The organism is Pseudomonas sp. 05N431 (assembly GCF_056397005.1).
The window spans coordinates 412,803-430,307 of sequence record NZ_JBFTMN010000003.1; the positions used below are offsets into that span (position 1 = coordinate 412,803).

The following is a 17,505-nucleotide window of genomic DNA, read 5'->3' on the forward strand; positions in this document are numbered from 1 at the left end:
ATCAAGCAGACGAAAAAAAGCCCCGCATTCAGCGGGGCTTCTCATTTGAGCCAGATCAGCTGCCTTTGACAGCCTTGCCGTCAACCGTACCGTCGAGGAGCATGATGTTGTACTCCTTGCCGTCGGTCTCGACTTGGCGCAGGGCTACCAGGATGTAGCCCCAGTCCTTGGCGAACCACATTTCGGTGATGCGCTTGTTCTGTGTCGGGTCGCGGACACGTTCGACCTTGATCGCATCGACCGAGCCGGCCTTGGTCTGGACTTTCTCTGAGCCGATCACGCGGAAATCGTAGGTGTCGGTGTCTTCACCTTCGACCACTTGGTAGCTCATGCTTTTCTTGCCGGCGGCTACATCGCGCTGCAAGGCCAGTTGGTAGGTGGACTTGTCCAGCATGCCGGTGTTGAGCGGTACCTTGACCGGATCGCCGCGATCGGTGCCGGTGACCATCTTGGTGGTCCAGTCGAAGTCCAGATTGACCTTCTTGGCTTTGCCCAGGCCACCGCGTTCGAAGCGATATGACTGAGGCAGCAAGGTGTCCTTGTCCAGCTTCAGGGTACTTTCCTCGGTCAGACTGGCGACCAGCATGGAGGCCTTGAAATTCAAGGTCCAGGAGCCGTTGTCATTTTTCGACAGGCTGCGTTCGGCCGAGCCGCTCATCGGGAGCTGCTTCCAGTCGGCGGTGTAGCTGGCGGAGAACGGTTGAAGGTCTGCCGCCTGCGCAAGGGGCAGGGCGAGCAGAGCACAAGCGAAGAGCAGGGCGCGACGCATAAAATCTCCTAGTTTCGAATCAAGTGACCGCTGGCCGCGAGTAACTGACCATCCAGTAAAGCACCCTGTTCGCCAAGGCTCAGTCGGCCCTCGGCAAACCAGCGTACGGCCATCGGGTAAATCTGGTGTTCGCGGGCGTGAACCCGTTGCGCCAGACTTTGCGGCGAATCGTGCAACTCTACCGGTATTACTGCCTGTACGACCAGTGGTCCGCCATCGAGTTCCTCGGTGACGAAGTGCACGCTGCAGCCATGTTCGGTGTCGCCGGCTTCCAGCGCTCGCTGATGAGTGTGTAACCCTTTGTATTTGGGTAGCAGCGAAGGATGGATATTGAGCAGGCGACCCTGATAGTGACGGACGAAATCAGCGCTGAGAATACGCATGAATCCGGCCAGTACCACAAGCTTGGGTTGGAAGGCGTCGATCAATTCGATCAAGGCGGTATCGAAGGCCTCGCGACCTTCGAAAGCCTTGTGATCCAGGGTGCGGGTGTCGATACCCGCATCCCTGGCGCGCTGAAGGCCATAGGCGTCAGCGCGGTTCGAGATGACGGCGCAAATGCGTACAGGGTTGTCCGCGTTTTGCGCGTCGTCGATCAAGGCCTGCAAGTTACTGCCGGTGCCGGACAACAGCACCACGACATCACAGGTTGCGGGCATTTGCTCTTGCATCAATGCGCCTTGAGGTTCTTCAGCTCAACCTGTGCCGCACCTTCGGCAGCGGTAGCGATCTGACCGATGACCCAAGGCTGCTCGCCGGCTTCACGCAGTACGTTCAGCGCGGTTTCAACGTGTTCTTGAGCCACGCAGATCACCATGCCGACGCCGCAGTTCAGCACGCGGTGCATTTCGGTTTCGTCGACGTTGCCTTTCTCTTGCAGCCAGTCGAACACCGCCGGACGGGTCCAGCTTGCCACGTCAACCACCGCCTGAGCGCCTTTTGGCAGAACGCGCGGGATGTTGTCGAGCAGGCCACCACCGGTGATGTGGGCCATGGCTTTGACTGCGCCAGTGTCTTTGATCAGCTTGAGCAGCGGCTTGACGTAGATACGGGTTGGCGCCATCAGCAGGTCGGTCAGCGGCTTGCCGTCGAGCTGGATGTTTTCGATGTCTGCACCGGACACTTCGATGATCTTGCGGATCAGCGAGTAGCCGTTGGAGTGCGGGCCGGAAGACGGCAGGGCGAGCAGGGCATCGCCAGCGGCGACTTTCGAACCGTCGATGATTTCCGACTTCTCGACCACGCCCACGCAGAAGCCGGCCAGGTCGTAGTCTTCGCCTTCGTACATGCCAGGCATTTCAGCGGTTTCACCGCCCACCAGCGAGCAGCCGGACAGTTCGCAGCCAGCACCGATGCCGGTGACGACTTGAGCGGCGGTGTCGACGTTCAGTTTGCCGGTGGCGTAGTAGTCGAGGAAGAACAGCGGTTCGGCACCGCAGACCACCAGGTCGTTGACGCACATGGCAACCAGGTCGATACCGATGCTGTCATGCTTGTTCAGGTTCAGAGCCAGGCGCAGCTTGGTGCCAACGCCGTCGGTGCCGGATACCAGCACGGGCTGCTTGTAGCCAGCCGGGATTTCGCAGAGGGCGCCGAAACCGCCCAGGCCGCCCATGACTTCCGGGCGCGCAGTGCGCTTGGCGACGCTCTTGATGCGTTCGACCAATGCTTCACCGGCGTCGATGTCTACACCGGCGTCCTTGTAGCTCAGGGAGGGTTGCTTGCTCATGATCCAGGCCTTTAGGGGGGATTCAGGGGTAACGACCGAGTTCGGCGAGTGCACTGAAATACGTGTGGCGCGATTGCCGCGCGAGTATTTCAGAGTACCCAGCCGTTGCCGGTCTACGAAGGCGCGCGATTTTATCAGGCTTGAGGGGCAGCGGCCATCCTCGGGCCGACGGGCAGAGGCATATCGTGTTAAAAAAACCGAAAATGCCCGAACTGGTGACCTCGCTCGTGGCTGTATAAGGTATAGCCGGTAACCGGCTATCGTTATGACAGAGTGAAAACTTCCATCGATTGCGTGAATGTTTTGCGCAGGCCGGGGGTCACAGCCTTGCTCAAGTCTGTTCATGCGGTCTGTTCCAGCCGCTTTTTGTCGTCGGGAATTCTCCATGCGTTTGTGTAAATTACTGTTTGTGGGCTGTTTGTCGTTGGTCAGCCTGGCGAGTCATGCCCAAACCGTTAACGGTCTCTATCAGGTGCGCGAGCCGGTCAGCAGTCAGGCGCCGGAAGAGCGCGATCAGGCCACCCAGCGTGCGCTGGATACCCTGGTGCTGCGTCTGACCGGTGACGCCAAGGCCGCGCAGAGTCCAGGGCTGGCGGCGCTTCGCAAGGACCCGCAGCAGATCATCAGCCGATACGGCTATGACGCCGGGCCGCCGGAAAGCCTGCAAGTCGATTTCGATCCAGTCAGCACCGATCGGGCGCTGCGTCAGGCCGGGCTGGCCCTGTGGGGCGCCAATCGGCCGTCGATTCTCGGTTGGTGGCTGAACGATTCGACCGAAGGCTCAAGCCTGGTGGGCGACGGTCAGGCCAGTGCCGCGCCATTGCGGCGGGCTGCACAGCATCGGGGGCTGCCGTTGCGCCTGCCGCTGGGTGACCTGAACGAGCAGATCGTCGCCACCGCGCCGCATCTGGAAGGCAATGATCCGGCGCCGCTGCATGGCATCTCTGAACGTTACGGCGCGGACGCCCTGTTGGCCGTGCATGCGCGGGAAGAGGGCGGTCAGTGGCAGGCCAAGTGGCATTTATGGCTGGGTGACCAGCGCGAGCAAGGCAGCGTGCAAGGGGCCGACAGTGCGGCCGTGGCCGATGCGGTATTGCTGGCGGTGAGTCAGCGCCTGGCGCCGCGTTTCGTTGCCAGGCCGGGAGCATCCAGCGAGCAGGTGCTTGAGGTGCAAGGCATGAATCTGGAGCGCTACGCGGTACTGGGGCGCTTGCTGGAGCCATTTGGTGCGCACTTGCAAAGTGTCGATGGTGACCGGATCGTGTATCGCGTCAACGGCAGTGCCGATCAACTGCGAGCGCAGTTGAGTCTGGCGAAGTTGCAAGAAGTGTCGGCGGGCGTTGCGTCTGCACCGGTTCAGCCTGCGGTCAGCAGTGTGGCACCTGCGGTCGCCCCGGTACCTGCGCCCAAAGCGCAGTTGAGTTTCCGTTGGTAGATTTTTCTTTCTTTATATAGAAGCTGGAGTGATTCATGGCCGATACACGGCGTTGGGTGTGGCTTGGTGGGATAGCCCTGCTGTGCGCATTTGTGTACCTGTTGCATCCGATCCTTACACCGTTCCTGGTGGCGCTGTTGCTCGCCTATCTGTTCGATCCGCTGGTGGATCGCCTGGAGGCATTCGGGCTGTCGCGAACCTGGGGGGTGGTCGCAGTGTTCGCGCTGTTCACCTTGGTCGTCATGACGTTGTTGCTGGTGTTGGTGCCAATGCTGGCCAAGCAGCTGTTCCGCTTGTATGAACTGGCACCACAAATGCTCGATTGGTTGCAGCACACGGCGATGCCCTGGGCGCAGTCGAAATTCGGGTTGGCGAATGGGTTCTGGAAGTTCGACAAGGTCAAGGCCGCGATCACCGAGCACATGGGGCAGGCCACTGATATCGTCGGTATCGTGCTGAGCCAGGCCACCGCATCGGGTTTGGCATTGATCGGATGGCTGGCCAATCTGGTGTTGATCCCGGTGGTGAGTTTTTACCTGTTGCGCGATTGGGACTTGATGATGGCGAAGATCCGCAGCCTGTTGCCGCGTGACCGTGAGGAGCGTGTGGTATCGCTGGCGGACGAGTGTCACGAGGTGCTTGGCGCATTTGTTCGTGGGCAGTTGCTGGTGATGCTGGCATTGGGTGTGATCTACGCGGCGGGCCTGATGCTGGTCGGGCTGGAACTCGGGCTGTTGATCGGTCTGATTGCCGGTCTGGCAGCGATCGTGCCGTACATGGGATTTGTGATCGGGATTGGCGCGGCGTTGATCGCCGGGTTGTTTCAGTTTGGTGGCGACCTGTATCCGATGATCGGGATTGTCGCGGTGTTCATGGTCGGTCAGGCGCTGGAAGGCATGGTGCTGACGCCGTTGTTGGTGGGAGACCGGATTGGTCTGCACCCGGTGGCGGTGATCTTTGCGATTCTCGCGGGTGGAGAGCTGTTCGGTTTCACCGGGATCCTGCTGGCATTGCCAGTGGCGGCGGTCATCATGGTGCTTGTTCGCCATCTACATGATTTATATAAAGATTCTGGCATGTACAGCGGTGTGGATGATTCGGATTGATCAGCCCTGTCGATTAAGTGCCCAAGGACGCCCGGCGGATTGCCGGGCGAGCCTGTAAAACTCTCCCGGCTGTCACATACGCCGTCAAACAAACCTCGGCGATCCCCGCAAGTTAACGCAAACCTTTGATTTTGCTTATGGTCTGCCGCATTGTGCGGCTGGCGTCACGGGTATAAACTTTGCAAACTTTACACAGAGGCCACTAACGGTTCGTTTGAACTGTTCAGTCAGCATGAAACCGATTCAGCTGCCCCTAGGTGTGCGTCTGCGTGATGACGCTACCTTTATCAACTACTACCCTGGCGCCAATGCCGCTGCACTCGGCTATGTCGAGCGGCTGTGCGAAGCCGACGCCGGCTGGACCGAAAGCCTGATCTATCTCTGGGGCAAGGACGGTGTAGGGCGTACGCACTTGCTGCAAGCCGCGTGCTTGCGCTTCGAGCAGTTGGGGGAGCCCGCGGTGTACCTGCCGTTGGCCGAGTTGCTGGATCGCGGTATCGAAATCCTCGACAACCTTGAACAGTACGAACTGGTCTGCCTGGATGACTTGCAGGCAGTCGCAGGGCGGGCTGATTGGGAAGAGGCGTTGTTCCATCTGTTCAATCGCCTGCGAGACAGCGGTCGGCGCCTGCTGATCGCCGCTTCGACCTCGCCACGCGAGTTGCCGGTAAAACTGGCAGACCTCAAGTCCCGCTTGACCCTGGCGCTGATTTTTCAGATGCGACCACTGTCCGATGAAGACAAGTTGCGTGCGTTGCAATTGCGCGCGTCTCGTCGTGGTCTGCACCTGACCGACGAAGTCGGGCATTTTATTTTGACGCGCGGTACTCGCAGCATGAGCGCGTTGTTCGAGCTCCTTGAGCGCCTGGATCAGGCTTCTCTGCAGGCTCAGCGCAAGCTGACGATCCCCTTTCTCAAAGAAACCCTGGGCTGGTAAAGCCGCGGCCTGTAGCGCGTTTCGGCATCTTTCAGGCGTCAGAAAGCCCGCTTCCGGAAAGGGATCCACGGCGCGTGCAGATTTAAAATGGGCTTAAGCGCTTAGATGTTGACGAGAAACCGATAAGTCACATTTGGATCGATTGAATTTGCAAATGAGGACGATAGAAGGCATAGTCTCGCCTTCTTTACAACTTCAGCCACGGTCGTGCCCATGCTAAATCGCTTCGCACCCCTCGTGCCTCTCGCACTTGTCACCCTGCTTTTTGGTTGCGCGGTTCATTCCCCGGTCTCGCAACAACAAAACGATCAGCAGATTAAAAATTCAGCGACTGCCCAGTCTTCCGTTATTTATCAGGAAGAGCTGGCTACCGAAAAAGAACTGGCAGACTTTGCCAGCAACAAGCCTTACCAGCTTCCGGTTTTGGCCGACAGCATCCTCGAGCGTGGCCTGTCCCTGGTCGGTACCCGTTACCGTATGGGCGGTACCTCTGAAGCCGGTTTCGATTGCAGCGGTTTCATCGGCTATCTGTTTCGTGAAGAGGCTGGCATGAACTTGCCGCGCTCCACTCGCGAAATGATCAACGTAAATGCCCCGTTGGTCTCGCGCAACAACCTGAAGCCTGGCGACTTGCTGTTCTTCGCCACCAATGGCCGTCGCGGTCGCGTCAGTCACGCCGGGATCTACCTGGGTGATGACCAGTTCATCCATTCCAGCAGCCGCCGCAGCGGTGGTGTCCGGGTCGATAACCTGGGCGACAGCTACTGGAGCAAGACCTTCATTGAGGCCAAGCGAGCACTCGCCATGGCGCCAACGACAGTCACGGCACGCAAGTAAGCGGACTTTTTGTAAGGCCAACTTAAAGTCTTACTTGAAGTTTGGCGCGTAGCCGCTAGAATCCTGATCTATTGTTGACTAACTAACCGCGTAAGCCCTGCTTACGCGGTTTTGTTTTCAGCCTCTCGGCAGAGAAAGCCGCAGCCAGATCAGGATGTTCTGTATATGACGATGTCGGCCCGCCTTGTACTCATCTTCTTCGCAGCGCTGCTCAGCGCCTGCGCCAGTCGCACTCCGCCGCCTGTCAAAGTCGTTCGCGCCCCGGTTTTCGCTCCCGCCCAATCGTTCTCGCCTGCCGCTGAAGACGTGCTGATTCGCGCGCTGGGTCTGGTCGGCACGCCTTATCGTTGGGGCGGCAATACGCCGGATTCAGGTTTCGATTGCAGTGGTCTGATCGGCTACGTCTACCGTGATGCGGCGGGTATTTCCCTGCCACGCTCCACTCGCGAAATGATCGGCATGCAAGCGCCGGATATTGGCCAAGAGGCTCTGCAGACCGGCGATCTGATCTTCTTCGCCACCAATGGCGGCTCGCAAGTCAGCCACGCCGGGATCTACGTCGGTGAAGGTCGCTTCGTGCATGCACCCGCAACGGGTGGTACGGTGAAGCTGGACTACTTGTCCAAGGCTTATTGGCAGAGAGCCTATCTGAGCGCCAAGCGTGTCATTCAGCCTGAGCATCTGGCGCATAACCCGTAGTTCGCAGAGGTTGTCATGACCGCTCGCACACTCAATCTCGACGATTCCCTTTATAACTACCTGCTCGACGTTTCCCTGCGCGAAACGCCGCTGCAGCGCCGCCTGCGTGACGAAACCCAGGCGCTGCCCATGGCACGCTGGCAGGTGGCGCCCGAGCAGGGTCAGTTTCTCGCGTTGCTGGTCAAGCTGACGGGCGCCAGGCGCTTGCTTGAAGTCGGCACCTTCACCGGTTACAGCGCCTTGTGCATGGCGGCCGCCTTGCCGGATGACGGCACGTTGATCTGCTGCGACATTCCCGGAGAGTACAACGCCACGGCGCGCCGTTACTGGCAAGAGGCTGGCCTCGCCGAGCGCATCGATTTGCGTTTGGCCCCCGCACTGCAAACCCTGGCTCAACTTGAGCAGCAAGGGCAGGGCGGTTGCTTCGATCTGATCTTCATCGATGCCGACAAGGCCAACTATCCGGCTTATCTGGAAAGTGCTTTGCGGCTGCTGCGAAGCGGTGGGTTGGCGGTATTCGACAACACGCTGTGGAGTGGGCGAGTACTGGAAGACAATCCTGGGAGCGAAGACACCCGAGCCATCCAGGCACTCAATCGTGCCTTGAAGGATGACTCGCGTGTCGATCTGTCGTTGTTGCCGCTGGGCGATGGTCTGACCTTGTGCCGAAAACGCTAGACGCCTGATCGGCCTAAGGTGCAACTCTGTCAGCCGCGAGCCTCTTTGAGCAGCAGTGCGATGCCCGGATGGTAGTTGCCGGCTTCGTTGTGCAATTTGCGGTAGGGGTAGGGGAAGTACCAGGCCACGGCGCAGGTGTGTTCCTTTTGCAGGTCGTCGACCATGTCCTGGAGTTCTTCCGGCGTAGGACTGTGCTGGGTCTTTTGCGGGGCAACGAACAGGCAGCCGAGTTTCAGGTCGCTGGCATAGCTGATTTTTTTCGCATCGCTCACGACATCGAGCAAGGCCTGGGTCAGATTCAGGTTGTTGACTCGTGGCCAGCGTTGCGTGGCTTGAAGGTAGGCACGTTCTTCTTTGCTGGCGATAAACAGATCGGCGCGGCCATTGCGCTCACCTTCCTCGATCTGTTTTTTCGTCGGAGTCTGTTCCAGAGTGACCATTTCAGCCATCCACGCCGCCGCCGAAAGCAGGCTCAGGTTGGCGCGTTCGTCAAACCAGTAAGGGCTTTCGTTATCGCCGCGTACCGCGTTGTAACGGTCGATGCACTCGAACCAGCATTCCAGCACCGGGCGCAGGAATTCCAGCTTCGGGTTACTGATGATCATGCCTTGCATGTTGCTCCCCTTTTTGTTCTTGTGGTGGCAGATTGTGGCTCTTTGATATCATCGCTTTCAGTGTGGCACAAGATTGGCGCCAGTTTATTGATCGGGGTCGGTTTCTATCCATCGATGAGCCCCCGGCTTTAATTGACGCTCCACCCCCAACCCTCTAACCTTCGCGACTTGTTTCAGGTGCTCTGTGACCCAGTGGTCGACCGAGTGAAACAGGGAAGCCGGTGAGGGCGCGTTCTTTGACAGAGCGGGCGACGATCCCGGCGCTGCCCCCGCAACGGTAAATGAGTAAAAACTGCGCTTTGAGCCACTGTGTCGAAATGACATGGGAAGGCGCGCAGTCAGGCGCAAGCCGCTCATGAGTCCGGAGACCGGCCTGATCCATCCAGCGGCATCACGGTGGGCGATGCCAGGCTTCTTGCCGTCTATTTCTATGCCTGCCCGCCGTTATCCAGCCTCAACGGAGAGCTCCCCCATGACTGATTCCCCTGATCGTGACGAACGCCATCTGGCACGCATGCTGCGCAAGAAAGCCGTGATCGATGAACGTATTGCCAACTCGCCGAATGAATGCGGCTTGCTGCTGGTCCTGTCCGGCAACGGCAAGGGCAAAAGCAGTTCTGCGTTCGGTATGCTCGCCCGGGCCATGGGCCATGGCATGCAGTGCGGCGTGGTTCAGTTCATCAAAGGGCGCAGCAGTACCGGCGAGGAGCTGTTTTTCCGGCGCTTCCCGGAACAAGTGCGCTTCCATGTGATGGGCGAAGGTTTCACCTGGGAAACCCAGGATCGCCAGCGCGATATCGCCGCCGCCGAGGCTGCCTGGGAAGTCTCCCGCGAACTGCTGCGTGACCCGGGCGTTGGTCTGGTGGTGCTCGATGAGCTGAATATCGCCCTCAAGCACGGTTATCTGGACCTCGATCAGGTGCTCAGCGATTTGCAGGCGCGCCCACCGATGCAACACGTGGTGGTCACCGGCCGTGGCGCCAAGCCGGAAATGATCGAGCTGGCCGACACCGTTACCGAAATGGGCATGATCAAGCACGCTTTCCAGGCCGGGATCAAAGCGCAGAAAGGCGTTGAGCTGTGAGTGAGCCTCGTTTTTGCCCGGCGGTACTGATTGCTGCACCGGCTTCCGGTCAGGGCAAGACCACTGTCACCGCCGCGCTGGCCCGTTTGCACCGCAATCAGGGGCGCAAGGTCCGGGTATTCAAATGCGGCCCGGACTTTCTTGATCCGATGATTCTCGAGCGCGCCAGCGGAGCGCCGGTTTATCAATTGGACATGTGGATGGTCGGCGAGCAGGAAAGTCGTCGGCTGTTGTGGGAAGCCGCCGCTGAGGCTGATCTGATTTTGATCGAAGGCGTCATGGGCCTGTTCGATGGCACGCCGTCCAGCGCCGATCTGGCGCGGCATTTCGGTGTGCCGGTGCTGGGCGTGATCGATGGCACCGCCATGGCACAGACATTCGGCGCGCTGGCGTTGGGGCTGGCACGTTATCAGCCGGACTTGCCGTTTGCCGGTGTGTTGGCCAACCGCGTTGGCACCTTGCGTCACGCGCAATTGCTTGAAGGCAGCCTCACCGAAGGCCTGCGTTGGTATGGCGCCTTGTCCCGGGAAACCGGGATCGAACTGCCTAGCCGTCACCTGGGTCTGGTCCAGGCTAGTGAATTGAATGACCTCGATCTTCGCCTCGACGCGGCCGCCGAAGCGTTGGCCAGCAGCTGCGAAGTAGCATTGCCGCCCGCCGTCGAGTTCGCTGCGCCTGACGTGATTGCCGCCGAGCCATTGTTGGCCGGTGTGCGAATTGCCGTGGCTCGCGATGAAGCGTTTGCCTTCACGTATGGCGCGAGCCTCGACTTGTTGCGGGCGATGGGCGCCGAGTTGCGATTCTTCTCGCCAATCCATGACCGTGAACTGCCAGAAGCCGACAGCCTGTACCTGCCTGGTGGATACCCGGAGTTGCACCACGTGGCGTTGGCTGAAAACTGCACAATGCTCGATGCGATTCGCGCACATCACGCCGCAGGCAAACCGTTGTTGGCTGAATGCGGCGGCATGCTGTACCTGCTCGACTCACTGACCGATGTCGACGGCACGCGTGTCGAGTTGGTAGGGCTGCTGGCCGGAGATGCGGTGATGCAAAAGCGTCTGGCCGCGTTGGCCTTGCAAGCGGTCGAGTTACCTGAAGGCGCGTTGCGTGGCCACACCTACCATCATTCGTTGACCAGCACCGAGCTTGAGCCGATCGCTCGCGGCCTGAGCCCTAACGGCGGGCGCGGTGCCGAGGCGGTTTACCGTGACGGACGGATGACGGCCTCTTATGTGCACTTCTATTTCCCGTCCAATCCATCGGCGGTCGCCGCGCTGTTCGCACCAGACCTGAATCTTGTGGGAGCGGGCTCGCCCGCGAAGAGGCCATGACCGACAACACATTTTCCGAGGCCGAGCGCGAAGCGATTTATCGCGCGATTGCCGAACGTCGCGACATGCGTCACTTCAGTGGCGGCAGCGTCGAGCCCGAACTGCTTCGGCGTTTGCTCGAAGCTGCGCATCAGGCGCCGAGTGTCGGCCTGATGCAGCCTTGGCGGTTCATCCGCATCAGCGATCGGGTGTTACGCGGCAAGATCCAGCAACTGGTGGAAGAAGAACGCATCCGTACTGCCGAAGCCCTCGGCGAGCGCACTGACGAATTCATGAAGCTGAAGGTCGAAGGCATCAACGACTGCGCCGAAGTGTTGGTAGCCGCACTGATGGATGATCGCGAGCGGCATATCTTTGGCCGTCGTACCTTGCCGGAAATGGACATGGCGTCGTTGTCCTGCGCGATCCAGAATCTTTGGCTGGCGTCCCGTGCCGAAGGTCTGGGCATGGGCTGGGTCTCGTTGTTCGAACCGCAGGCATTGGCGGATTTGCTCGGCTTGCCGCCGGGGGCCAAACCGCTGGCGGTGTTGTGCCTGGGACCGGTCAAGGAGTTTTACCCGGCGCCGATGCTGGTCCTTGAAGGTTGGGCGCAAGCGCGTCCGCTGAGTGAACTGTTGTACGAGAATTTTTGGGGAGTGAGTCAATGAGTGTGGCGTTGCTGAGTGTCGCCGGCGTAGCGCTGGATGCGCTGCTGGGCGAACCCAAGCGCTGGCATCCGCTGGTGGCGTTCGGCCGTTTTGCCGATCGTATCGAGCAACGTTTCAACTCCGCCGGCCGCGGCTGGCGCAGTCATGGCGTCACCGCCTGGGTGATGGCGGTGTTGCCGCTGACCCTGTTGATCACTGCATTGTCCTGGCTGCCCTACATTGGCTGGGTCGTCGAGATCCTGGCATTGTATTGCGCGCTCGGTCTACGCAGCCTTGGCGAACATGTCGAGCCGGTGGCTCAGGCCTTGCGCAGCGACGACCTGGATGAAGCACGCAAGCGTGTCGGCTATCTGGTCAGCCGTCAGACCAGCGAGCTGGACTCGACCGAAGTGGCCCGCGCTGCCACCGAATCGGTTCTGGAAAACGGCAGCGACGCGGTATTCGCCGCCCTGTTCTGGTTTGCCGTCGCCGGTGCGCCGGGCGTGGTGCTCTATCGTCTAAGCAATACCCTGGACGCCATGTGGGGTTATCGCAATGAACGCTTTGAACGCTTTGGCTGGGCGGCGGCGAAAATCGACGATGTGCTCAACTATATCCCGGCGCGCCTGGTAGCTTTGACCTACGCGCTGCTGGGCAAAACCCGTTTGGCACTCAAATGCTGGCGCACCCAGGGGCCGACCTGGGACAGTCCGAACGCTGGGCCGGTGATGGCCGCTGGCGCGGGCGCTCTGGGCGTCGAGTTGGGCGGTGCGGCGATCTATCACGGTGAACTGCATCAGCGTCCGCAGTTGGGCGAAGGTGTGCCAGCAGATGCCAGCTCCATCGACCGCGGCTGGCAACTGGTTCAGCGCGGGGTGTGGTTGTGGTTGCTGATTCTCTGTGTGGGGGCTGAGTTTTATGCTTGAGCACGGTGGCCGCTTGCGCAAGGCGGCGTTGCAGTACGGCATCGCCGAAGCCGATTGGCTCGACTTGTCCAGCGGTCTGGCACCTTGGCCGTGGGCGATCCCGGACATCCCGTTACGGGCCTGGGCGCGCTTGCCGGAAACCGATGACGGCCTGGAACAGGCTGCACGCGAGTACTACGGCGCCACACAGGTGCTGCCGGTTGCTGGCTCCCAGGCGGCTATCCAGTTGCTGCCACGCCTGCGTCGCTCCGGAAAAGTCGGCGTGCTCTCGCCATGTTATGCCGAGCATGCCGAAGCCTGGCGTCGCAACGGCTATATCGTGCGTGAAGTGCTGGAGCAGGAAGTCGACTTTTTCCTCGATAGCCTCGACGTGCTGGTGGTGGTTAACCCGAACAACCCCACCGGCCTGAGTCTGACCCCGGAGCGCCTGCTCGACTGGCATGCACGGCTGGCGCAGCGCGGCGGCTGGCTGGTGGTCGACGAAGCCTTCATGGACAACACCCCGCAGTTGAGTCTGTCGTCTTATGCCGATCAGGTCGGCTTGATCGTCTTGCGTTCGTTCGGAAAGTTTTTCGGCCTGGCCGGGGTGCGATTGGGTTTTGTGCTGGCCGAGCGCAAATTGCTCAAACTGCTCGCCGAGCAGGTCGGTCCTTGGTCGGTCAGCGGGCCGACCCGGATATTGGGTCAGGTCTGTTTGCGTGACACCCAAGGTCACGCTCGCCAGCGTCTGCGCAGTGAAGAAGCGAGTCAGCGTCTGGCTGAAGTCCTCGAACGCCACGGCTTCAAGCCGCACGGTGGTTGCGCGTTGTTTCAGTGGTTGATCACCGAGCGAGCAGAGCGTCTGCACGAATTCATGGCCCGGCGTGGCATCTTGCTGCGCCTGTTCACGCACAACAGCAGCCTGAGGTTCGGCCTGCCGGCGGATGACGCCGATTGGCAGCGCCTCGAGCACGCTTTTGAAGCCTACACCGAGGAAACCTCATGACCACGTTGATGGTGCAAGGCACCACCTCGGACGCCGGCAAAAGTACCTTGGTAACCGCGTTGTGCCGCTGGCTGACGCGCCAGGGTGTTCGCGTGGTGCCGTTCAAGCCGCAGAACATGGCACTCAACAGCGCGGTGACCGCCGACGGTGGCGAAATCGGCCGCGCTCAAGCCGTTCAGGCCCAGGCGGCCAACCTTGAGCCACACACCGACATGAACCCGGTGCTGCTCAAGCCGAATAGCGATACCGGCGCACAAGTGATCATTCACGGACGTGCCGTAACCACCATGAACGCAGTCGCCTATCACGACTACAAAGCCATCGCCATGCAAGCGGTGCTCGCCTCTCACGAACGCTTGAGTGCCGCCTATCCTGTGGTGATGGTCGAAGGCGCGGGTTCACCCGCCGAGATCAATTTGCGTGCCGGCGACATTGCCAACATGGGCTTCGCCGAGGCGGTGGATTGTCCGGTGGTGCTGATCGCCGACATCAATCGCGGCGGGGTATTCGCGCATTTGGTCGGCACGCTGGAGTTGCTGTCAGCTACTGAGCAGGCGCGGGTCAAAGGCTTCATCATCAACCGTTTTCGCGGCGATATCGCCTTGCTGCAGCCGGGCCTCGACTGGCTGGAAGAGCGCACCGGCAAGCCGGTGATCGGCGTGCTGCCGTATGTCATGGATCTGCACTTGGAGGCCGAAGACGGCATCGATCAGCGCCAGGCCGATAAGGCCGAGCAGGTGCTCAACGTCGTGGTGCCGGTATTGCCGCGTATCAGCAACCACACCGACTTCGATCCACTGCGTCTGCATCCGCAGGTCGATCTGCAATTCATCGGGCCGGGTCAGCCGATTCCGCCTGCCGATCTGATCATCCTGCCGGGCTCGAAGAGCGTGCGCAGCGACCTGCGCTACTTGTGCGCCAACGGCTGGGATGCGGCCATTACCCGTCACTTGCGTTACGGCGGCAAGCTGCTCGGCATCTGCGGCGGTCTGCAAATGCTCGGCGAGCACGTGCATGACCCGCTGGGGCTGGAAGGCGCGGCGGGCTCCAGCGCCGGTCTTGGTTTGCTGGCGTTCGAAACCGTGCTCGAAGAAGAGAAACAGCTGCGCAATGTGCGCGGACATCTGACGTTGGAAAACGCCGAGGTCAGCGGTTATGAAATTCACGCCGGGGTCACCACCGGCATTGCTTTGGAGCAGGCGGCGGTATTGCTGGATGACGGTCGCAGCGACGGAGCTCAAAGTGCTGACGGACAGGTGCTGGGCACGTATTTGCACGGCCTGTTCGAATCCCCGGCGGCGTGCAGCGCGCTGTTGCGCTGGGCCGGATTGCAGGACGTACAGGAAGTCGATTACCACGCCTTGCGCGAGCGCGATATCGAGCGGTTGGCGGACTTGGTGGAGAAGCATCTGGACACTGGGTTGTTACGTGAACTCTGTGGGGTTTGAGGTGGTTGTGCTGGCCTCATCGCGAGCAAGCTCGCTCCCACATTGGGTGTGAGGTGTTGCTCCATTTTGTGATCAATACAACTCCCCCTGTGGGAGCGAGCTTGCTCGCGATGACGTCGGTTGTCACACCGCCATTTAGAGGTTTATGACCATGTTGCAACTGATCCTCGGCGGCGCCCGCTCCGGTAAAAGCCGTCTGGCTGAAAAGCTCGCCAGTGAAAGCGGTCTGGCGGTGACGTACATCGCTACCAGCCAGCCGCTGGATGGCGAAATGAGTGCTCGCGTGGCTCATCACCGCGAACGCCGTCCGCCTGAATGGGCACTCATTGAAGAACCACTGGAATTGGCCCGGGTGCTGCGCGAAAGCGCCAGCGCCGAGCGTTGCCTGCTGGTGGATTGCCTGACCTTGTGGCTGACCAATCTGCTGATGCTGGAAGATCCCGAGCGTCTGGCGCATGAGCGTGAAGCCCTGCTGGAGTGCCTGGCATCACTGCCGGGAGAAATTGTTTTTGTCAGCAACGAGACCGGTCTGGGTGTCGTGCCGCTGGGCGAATTGACTCGCCGCTATGTCGATGAAGCCGGTTGGTTGCATCAAGCCCTGGCTGAGCGCTGTCAGCGTGTCGTGTTGACCGTCGCCGGCCTGCCCCTGACTTTGAAAGGTACTGCGTTATGACTCATTCCTGGTGGTTGAACCCGTGCAAGCCGATCAATGCGCAAGCGCATGAGCAAGCCGCGGCCCGACAGCAGCAACTGACCAAACCGGCGGGCTCCCTCGGGCAGCTGGAGTCGGCGGCGGTGCAATTGGCGGGGTTGCAAGGCCGGGTCAAGCCAAGCCTGAATCAGCTGTGGATTGCGATTTTTGCCGGTGATCACGGGGTGGTCGCCGAAGGGGTTTCGGCGTTTCCGCAGGAAGTCACCGGGCAGATGTTGCATAACTTTGTCAGCGGTGGCGCAGCGATCAGCGTGTTGGCGCGGCAACTTGAGGCACGGCTGGAAGTGGTCGACCTTGGCACCGTCACGCCTTCGTTGAATTTGCTGGGCGTGCGTCATCTGCACATCGGTCCGGGCACTGCGAATTTTGTTCACGGCCCGGCGATGACGCAAATCCAGGGCGAGCAAGCCTTGCAGGCCGGCCGCGATAGCGTGCTGCGGGCGATTGCTGAAGGCTCCGAGCTGTTTATCGGTGGCGAGATGGGCATCGGCAATACCACCGCCGCCAGCGCTGTGGCCTGTGCGTTGCTCGATTGCCCGGTGGCGCATCTGACCGGGCCGGGCACCGGTCTGGACGTTGCAGGTGTCAGCCATAAAGCCCAGGTGATTGAACGCGCTCTGACGTTGCATGCCGCTCAGCGTGGCGACGTGTTGCAGACGTTGTTCAACCTCGGTGGTTTTGAAATCGCGGCGTTGGTCGGTGCCTATTTGGCCTGCGCGCAGGAAGGTTTGGCGGTGCTGGTCGATGGCTTTATTTGCAGCGTGGCCGCATTGGTCGCGGTGCGCCTGAATCCGGCGTGCCGCGAGTGGTTGCTGTTTGGTCATCGGGGCGCGGAGCCAGGTCATCGGCATGTATTGGAAACGCTGAGCGCTGAACCTTTGCTGGATCTCGGCCTGCGTCTGGGTGAGGGCAGCGGTGCCGCGCTGGCAGTGCCGTTGCTGCGTCTGGCCTGCAATCTGCACGGGCAAATGGCGACCTTCGCTGAGGCGGCCGTGGCTGATCGTCCGGCATGACGTTGCGTCTGGATCTGCTGCGTCACGGTGAAACCGAACTCGGTGGCGGTTTGCGCGGCAGCCTGGACGACGCGCTGACCGCCAAAGGTTGGGAGCAGATGCGCGCGGCGGTGATTGACCAAGGTCCATGGGATCGCCTGGTCAGCTCGCCGCTGCAACGATGCGCGCGCTTTGCCGAGGAACTGGCTGAGCAGTTGGGCTTGCCGGTCCTGCTGGACAAGAATCTGCAAGAGCTGCACTTCGGCGCCTGGGAAGGGCAGAGTGCAGCAGCGCTGATGGAAACCGACGCCGAAGCGTTAGGCAAGTTTTGGGCTGATCCCTACAGATTCACGCCGCCGGAAGGTGAACCGGTGACTGCGTTTTCCGCACGGGTGCTGGCGGCCGTCGAGCGCTTGCATCAGGCCTATGCCGGCGAGCGGGTGTTGCTGATCAGTCACGGTGGGGTCATGCGTCTGTTGCTGGCCCGCGCACGCGGGTTGCCGCGCGAGCAATTGCTCAACGTTGAAGTCGGTCATGGCGCGCTGTTTTCGTTGTGCGTCGAGGCTGATGCCGTGCTCAGGGAGGAGGGGTGAA

General features: G+C 60.6%; 19 protein-coding genes and 1 riboswitch. Of the genes, 15 read left to right on the plus strand and 4 right to left on the minus strand.

Annotated features, from left to right (window positions below; genetic code table 11):
* Positions 1-55: 55 nt before the first annotated feature.
* Genes AC1DIG_RS07370 through purM form a run of 3 tightly spaced genes read right to left on the minus strand, consistent with a single transcriptional unit; the run spans position 56 to position 2,498 of the window.
* Entirely contained in the window at positions 56-769 is a 714-nt protein-coding gene (locus AC1DIG_RS07370) for a DUF3108 domain-containing protein (RefSeq protein WP_477766745.1), read from the minus strand.
* A gap of 8 nt (positions 770-777) precedes the next feature.
* The gene (gene purN / locus AC1DIG_RS07375; RefSeq protein WP_477766795.1) at positions 778-1,428 is read right to left on the minus strand and encodes a phosphoribosylglycinamide formyltransferase; all 651 of its coding nucleotides are present in this window, start codon (positions 1,426-1,428) and stop codon (positions 778-780) included.
* A gap of 11 nt (positions 1,429-1,439) precedes the next feature.
* Complete coding sequence (gene purM, locus AC1DIG_RS07380) at positions 1,440-2,498, minus strand: phosphoribosylformylglycinamidine cyclo-ligase (protein WP_145020505.1); 1,059 nt, start codon at positions 2,496-2,498, stop codon at positions 1,440-1,442.
* A gap of 385 nt (positions 2,499-2,883) precedes the next feature.
* Between purM and AC1DIG_RS07385 the strand changes: the two genes are divergently transcribed.
* The 6 genes from AC1DIG_RS07385 to AC1DIG_RS07410 all read left to right on the plus strand — a co-directional run bounded on the left by AC1DIG_RS07385 (position 2,884) and on the right by AC1DIG_RS07410 (position 8,190).
* The gene (locus AC1DIG_RS07385; protein WP_477766746.1) at positions 2,884-3,933 is read left to right on the plus strand and encodes a DUF2066 domain-containing protein; all 1,050 of its coding nucleotides are present in this window, start codon (positions 2,884-2,886) and stop codon (positions 3,931-3,933) included.
* Between the two features lie 35 nt (positions 3,934-3,968).
* Positions 3,969-5,039 carry an AI-2E family transporter gene (locus AC1DIG_RS07390; RefSeq protein ID WP_477766747.1) on the plus strand — a complete coding sequence of 357 codons (1,071 nt, stop codon included), beginning with the start codon at positions 3,969-3,971 and terminating at the stop codon, positions 5,037-5,039.
* A 232-nt stretch (positions 5,040-5,271) separates the two neighbouring features.
* Complete coding sequence (hda, locus tag AC1DIG_RS07395; protein ID WP_008033543.1) at positions 5,272-5,976, plus strand: DnaA regulatory inactivator Hda; 705 nt, start codon at positions 5,272-5,274, stop codon at positions 5,974-5,976.
* 213 nt (positions 5,977-6,189) lie between these two features.
* Complete coding sequence (locus tag AC1DIG_RS07400; protein WP_427530364.1) at positions 6,190-6,813, plus strand: C40 family peptidase; 624 nt, start codon at positions 6,190-6,192, stop codon at positions 6,811-6,813.
* A 165-nt stretch (positions 6,814-6,978) separates the two neighbouring features.
* Positions 6,979-7,512, plus strand: a complete 534-nt coding sequence (locus AC1DIG_RS07405; RefSeq protein ID WP_477766748.1) for a C40 family peptidase — start codon at positions 6,979-6,981, stop codon at positions 7,510-7,512.
* A 15-nt stretch (positions 7,513-7,527) separates the two neighbouring features.
* Positions 7,528-8,190: a class I SAM-dependent methyltransferase gene (locus tag AC1DIG_RS07410; RefSeq protein ID WP_477766749.1), complete on the plus strand. Its 663-nt coding sequence runs from the start codon at positions 7,528-7,530 to the stop codon at positions 8,188-8,190.
* A 29-nt stretch (positions 8,191-8,219) separates the two neighbouring features.
* Here AC1DIG_RS07410 and AC1DIG_RS07415 read toward each other — a convergent pair whose 3' ends face one another.
* Positions 8,220-8,804: a hypothetical protein gene (locus AC1DIG_RS07415; RefSeq protein WP_477766750.1), complete on the minus strand. Its 585-nt coding sequence runs from the start codon at positions 8,802-8,804 to the stop codon at positions 8,220-8,222.
* Positions 8,805-8,962: 158 nt separating this feature from the next.
* Positions 8,963-9,195: riboswitch (cobalamin riboswitch) on the plus strand.
* A gap of 81 nt (positions 9,196-9,276) precedes the next feature.
* Between AC1DIG_RS07415 and cobO the strand changes: the two genes are divergently transcribed.
* The 9 genes from cobO to cobC all read left to right on the plus strand — a co-directional run bounded on the left by cobO (position 9,277) and on the right by cobC (position 17,504).
* Positions 9,277-9,888: a cob(I)yrinic acid a,c-diamide adenosyltransferase gene (gene cobO / locus AC1DIG_RS07420; protein WP_477766751.1), complete on the plus strand. Its 612-nt coding sequence runs from the start codon at positions 9,277-9,279 to the stop codon at positions 9,886-9,888.
* On the plus strand, positions 9,885-11,222 hold the full coding sequence (locus AC1DIG_RS07425) for a cobyrinate a,c-diamide synthase (protein ID WP_477766752.1): 1,338 nt from the start codon (positions 9,885-9,887) through the stop codon (positions 11,220-11,222). Before cobO ends, AC1DIG_RS07425 begins: the two co-directional genes overlap by 4 nt.
* Positions 11,219-11,869: a 5,6-dimethylbenzimidazole synthase gene (gene bluB / locus AC1DIG_RS07430; protein WP_477766753.1), complete on the plus strand. Its 651-nt coding sequence runs from the start codon at positions 11,219-11,221 to the stop codon at positions 11,867-11,869. Before AC1DIG_RS07425 ends, bluB begins: the two co-directional genes overlap by 4 nt.
* Positions 11,866-12,774 carry an adenosylcobinamide-phosphate synthase CbiB gene (gene cbiB / locus AC1DIG_RS07435; protein ID WP_477766754.1) on the plus strand — a complete coding sequence of 303 codons (909 nt, stop codon included), beginning with the start codon at positions 11,866-11,868 and terminating at the stop codon, positions 12,772-12,774. The genes bluB and cbiB overlap by 4 nt, the downstream gene beginning before the upstream one ends.
* On the plus strand, positions 12,767-13,759 hold the full coding sequence (gene cobD / locus AC1DIG_RS07440; protein ID WP_477766755.1) for a threonine-phosphate decarboxylase CobD: 993 nt from the start codon (positions 12,767-12,769) through the stop codon (positions 13,757-13,759). Before cbiB ends, cobD begins: the two co-directional genes overlap by 8 nt.
* The gene (locus AC1DIG_RS07445) at positions 13,756-15,207 is read left to right on the plus strand and encodes a cobyric acid synthase (RefSeq protein ID WP_477766756.1); all 1,452 of its coding nucleotides are present in this window, start codon (positions 13,756-13,758) and stop codon (positions 15,205-15,207) included. The genes cobD and AC1DIG_RS07445 overlap by 4 nt, the downstream gene beginning before the upstream one ends.
* A gap of 151 nt (positions 15,208-15,358) precedes the next feature.
* The gene (gene cobU / locus AC1DIG_RS07450; protein WP_477766757.1) at positions 15,359-15,880 is read left to right on the plus strand and encodes a bifunctional adenosylcobinamide kinase/adenosylcobinamide-phosphate guanylyltransferase; all 522 of its coding nucleotides are present in this window, start codon (positions 15,359-15,361) and stop codon (positions 15,878-15,880) included.
* Complete coding sequence (gene cobT / locus AC1DIG_RS07455; protein ID WP_477766758.1) at positions 15,877-16,932, plus strand: nicotinate-nucleotide--dimethylbenzimidazole phosphoribosyltransferase; 1,056 nt, start codon at positions 15,877-15,879, stop codon at positions 16,930-16,932. Before cobU ends, cobT begins: the two co-directional genes overlap by 4 nt.
* Positions 16,929-17,504 (plus strand): alpha-ribazole phosphatase family protein, encoded by a 576-nt coding sequence (gene cobC, locus AC1DIG_RS07460; RefSeq protein ID WP_477766759.1) that lies wholly within the window; start codon positions 16,929-16,931, stop codon positions 17,502-17,504. The genes cobT and cobC overlap by 4 nt, the downstream gene beginning before the upstream one ends.
* Position 17,505 lies beyond the last annotated feature (1 nt).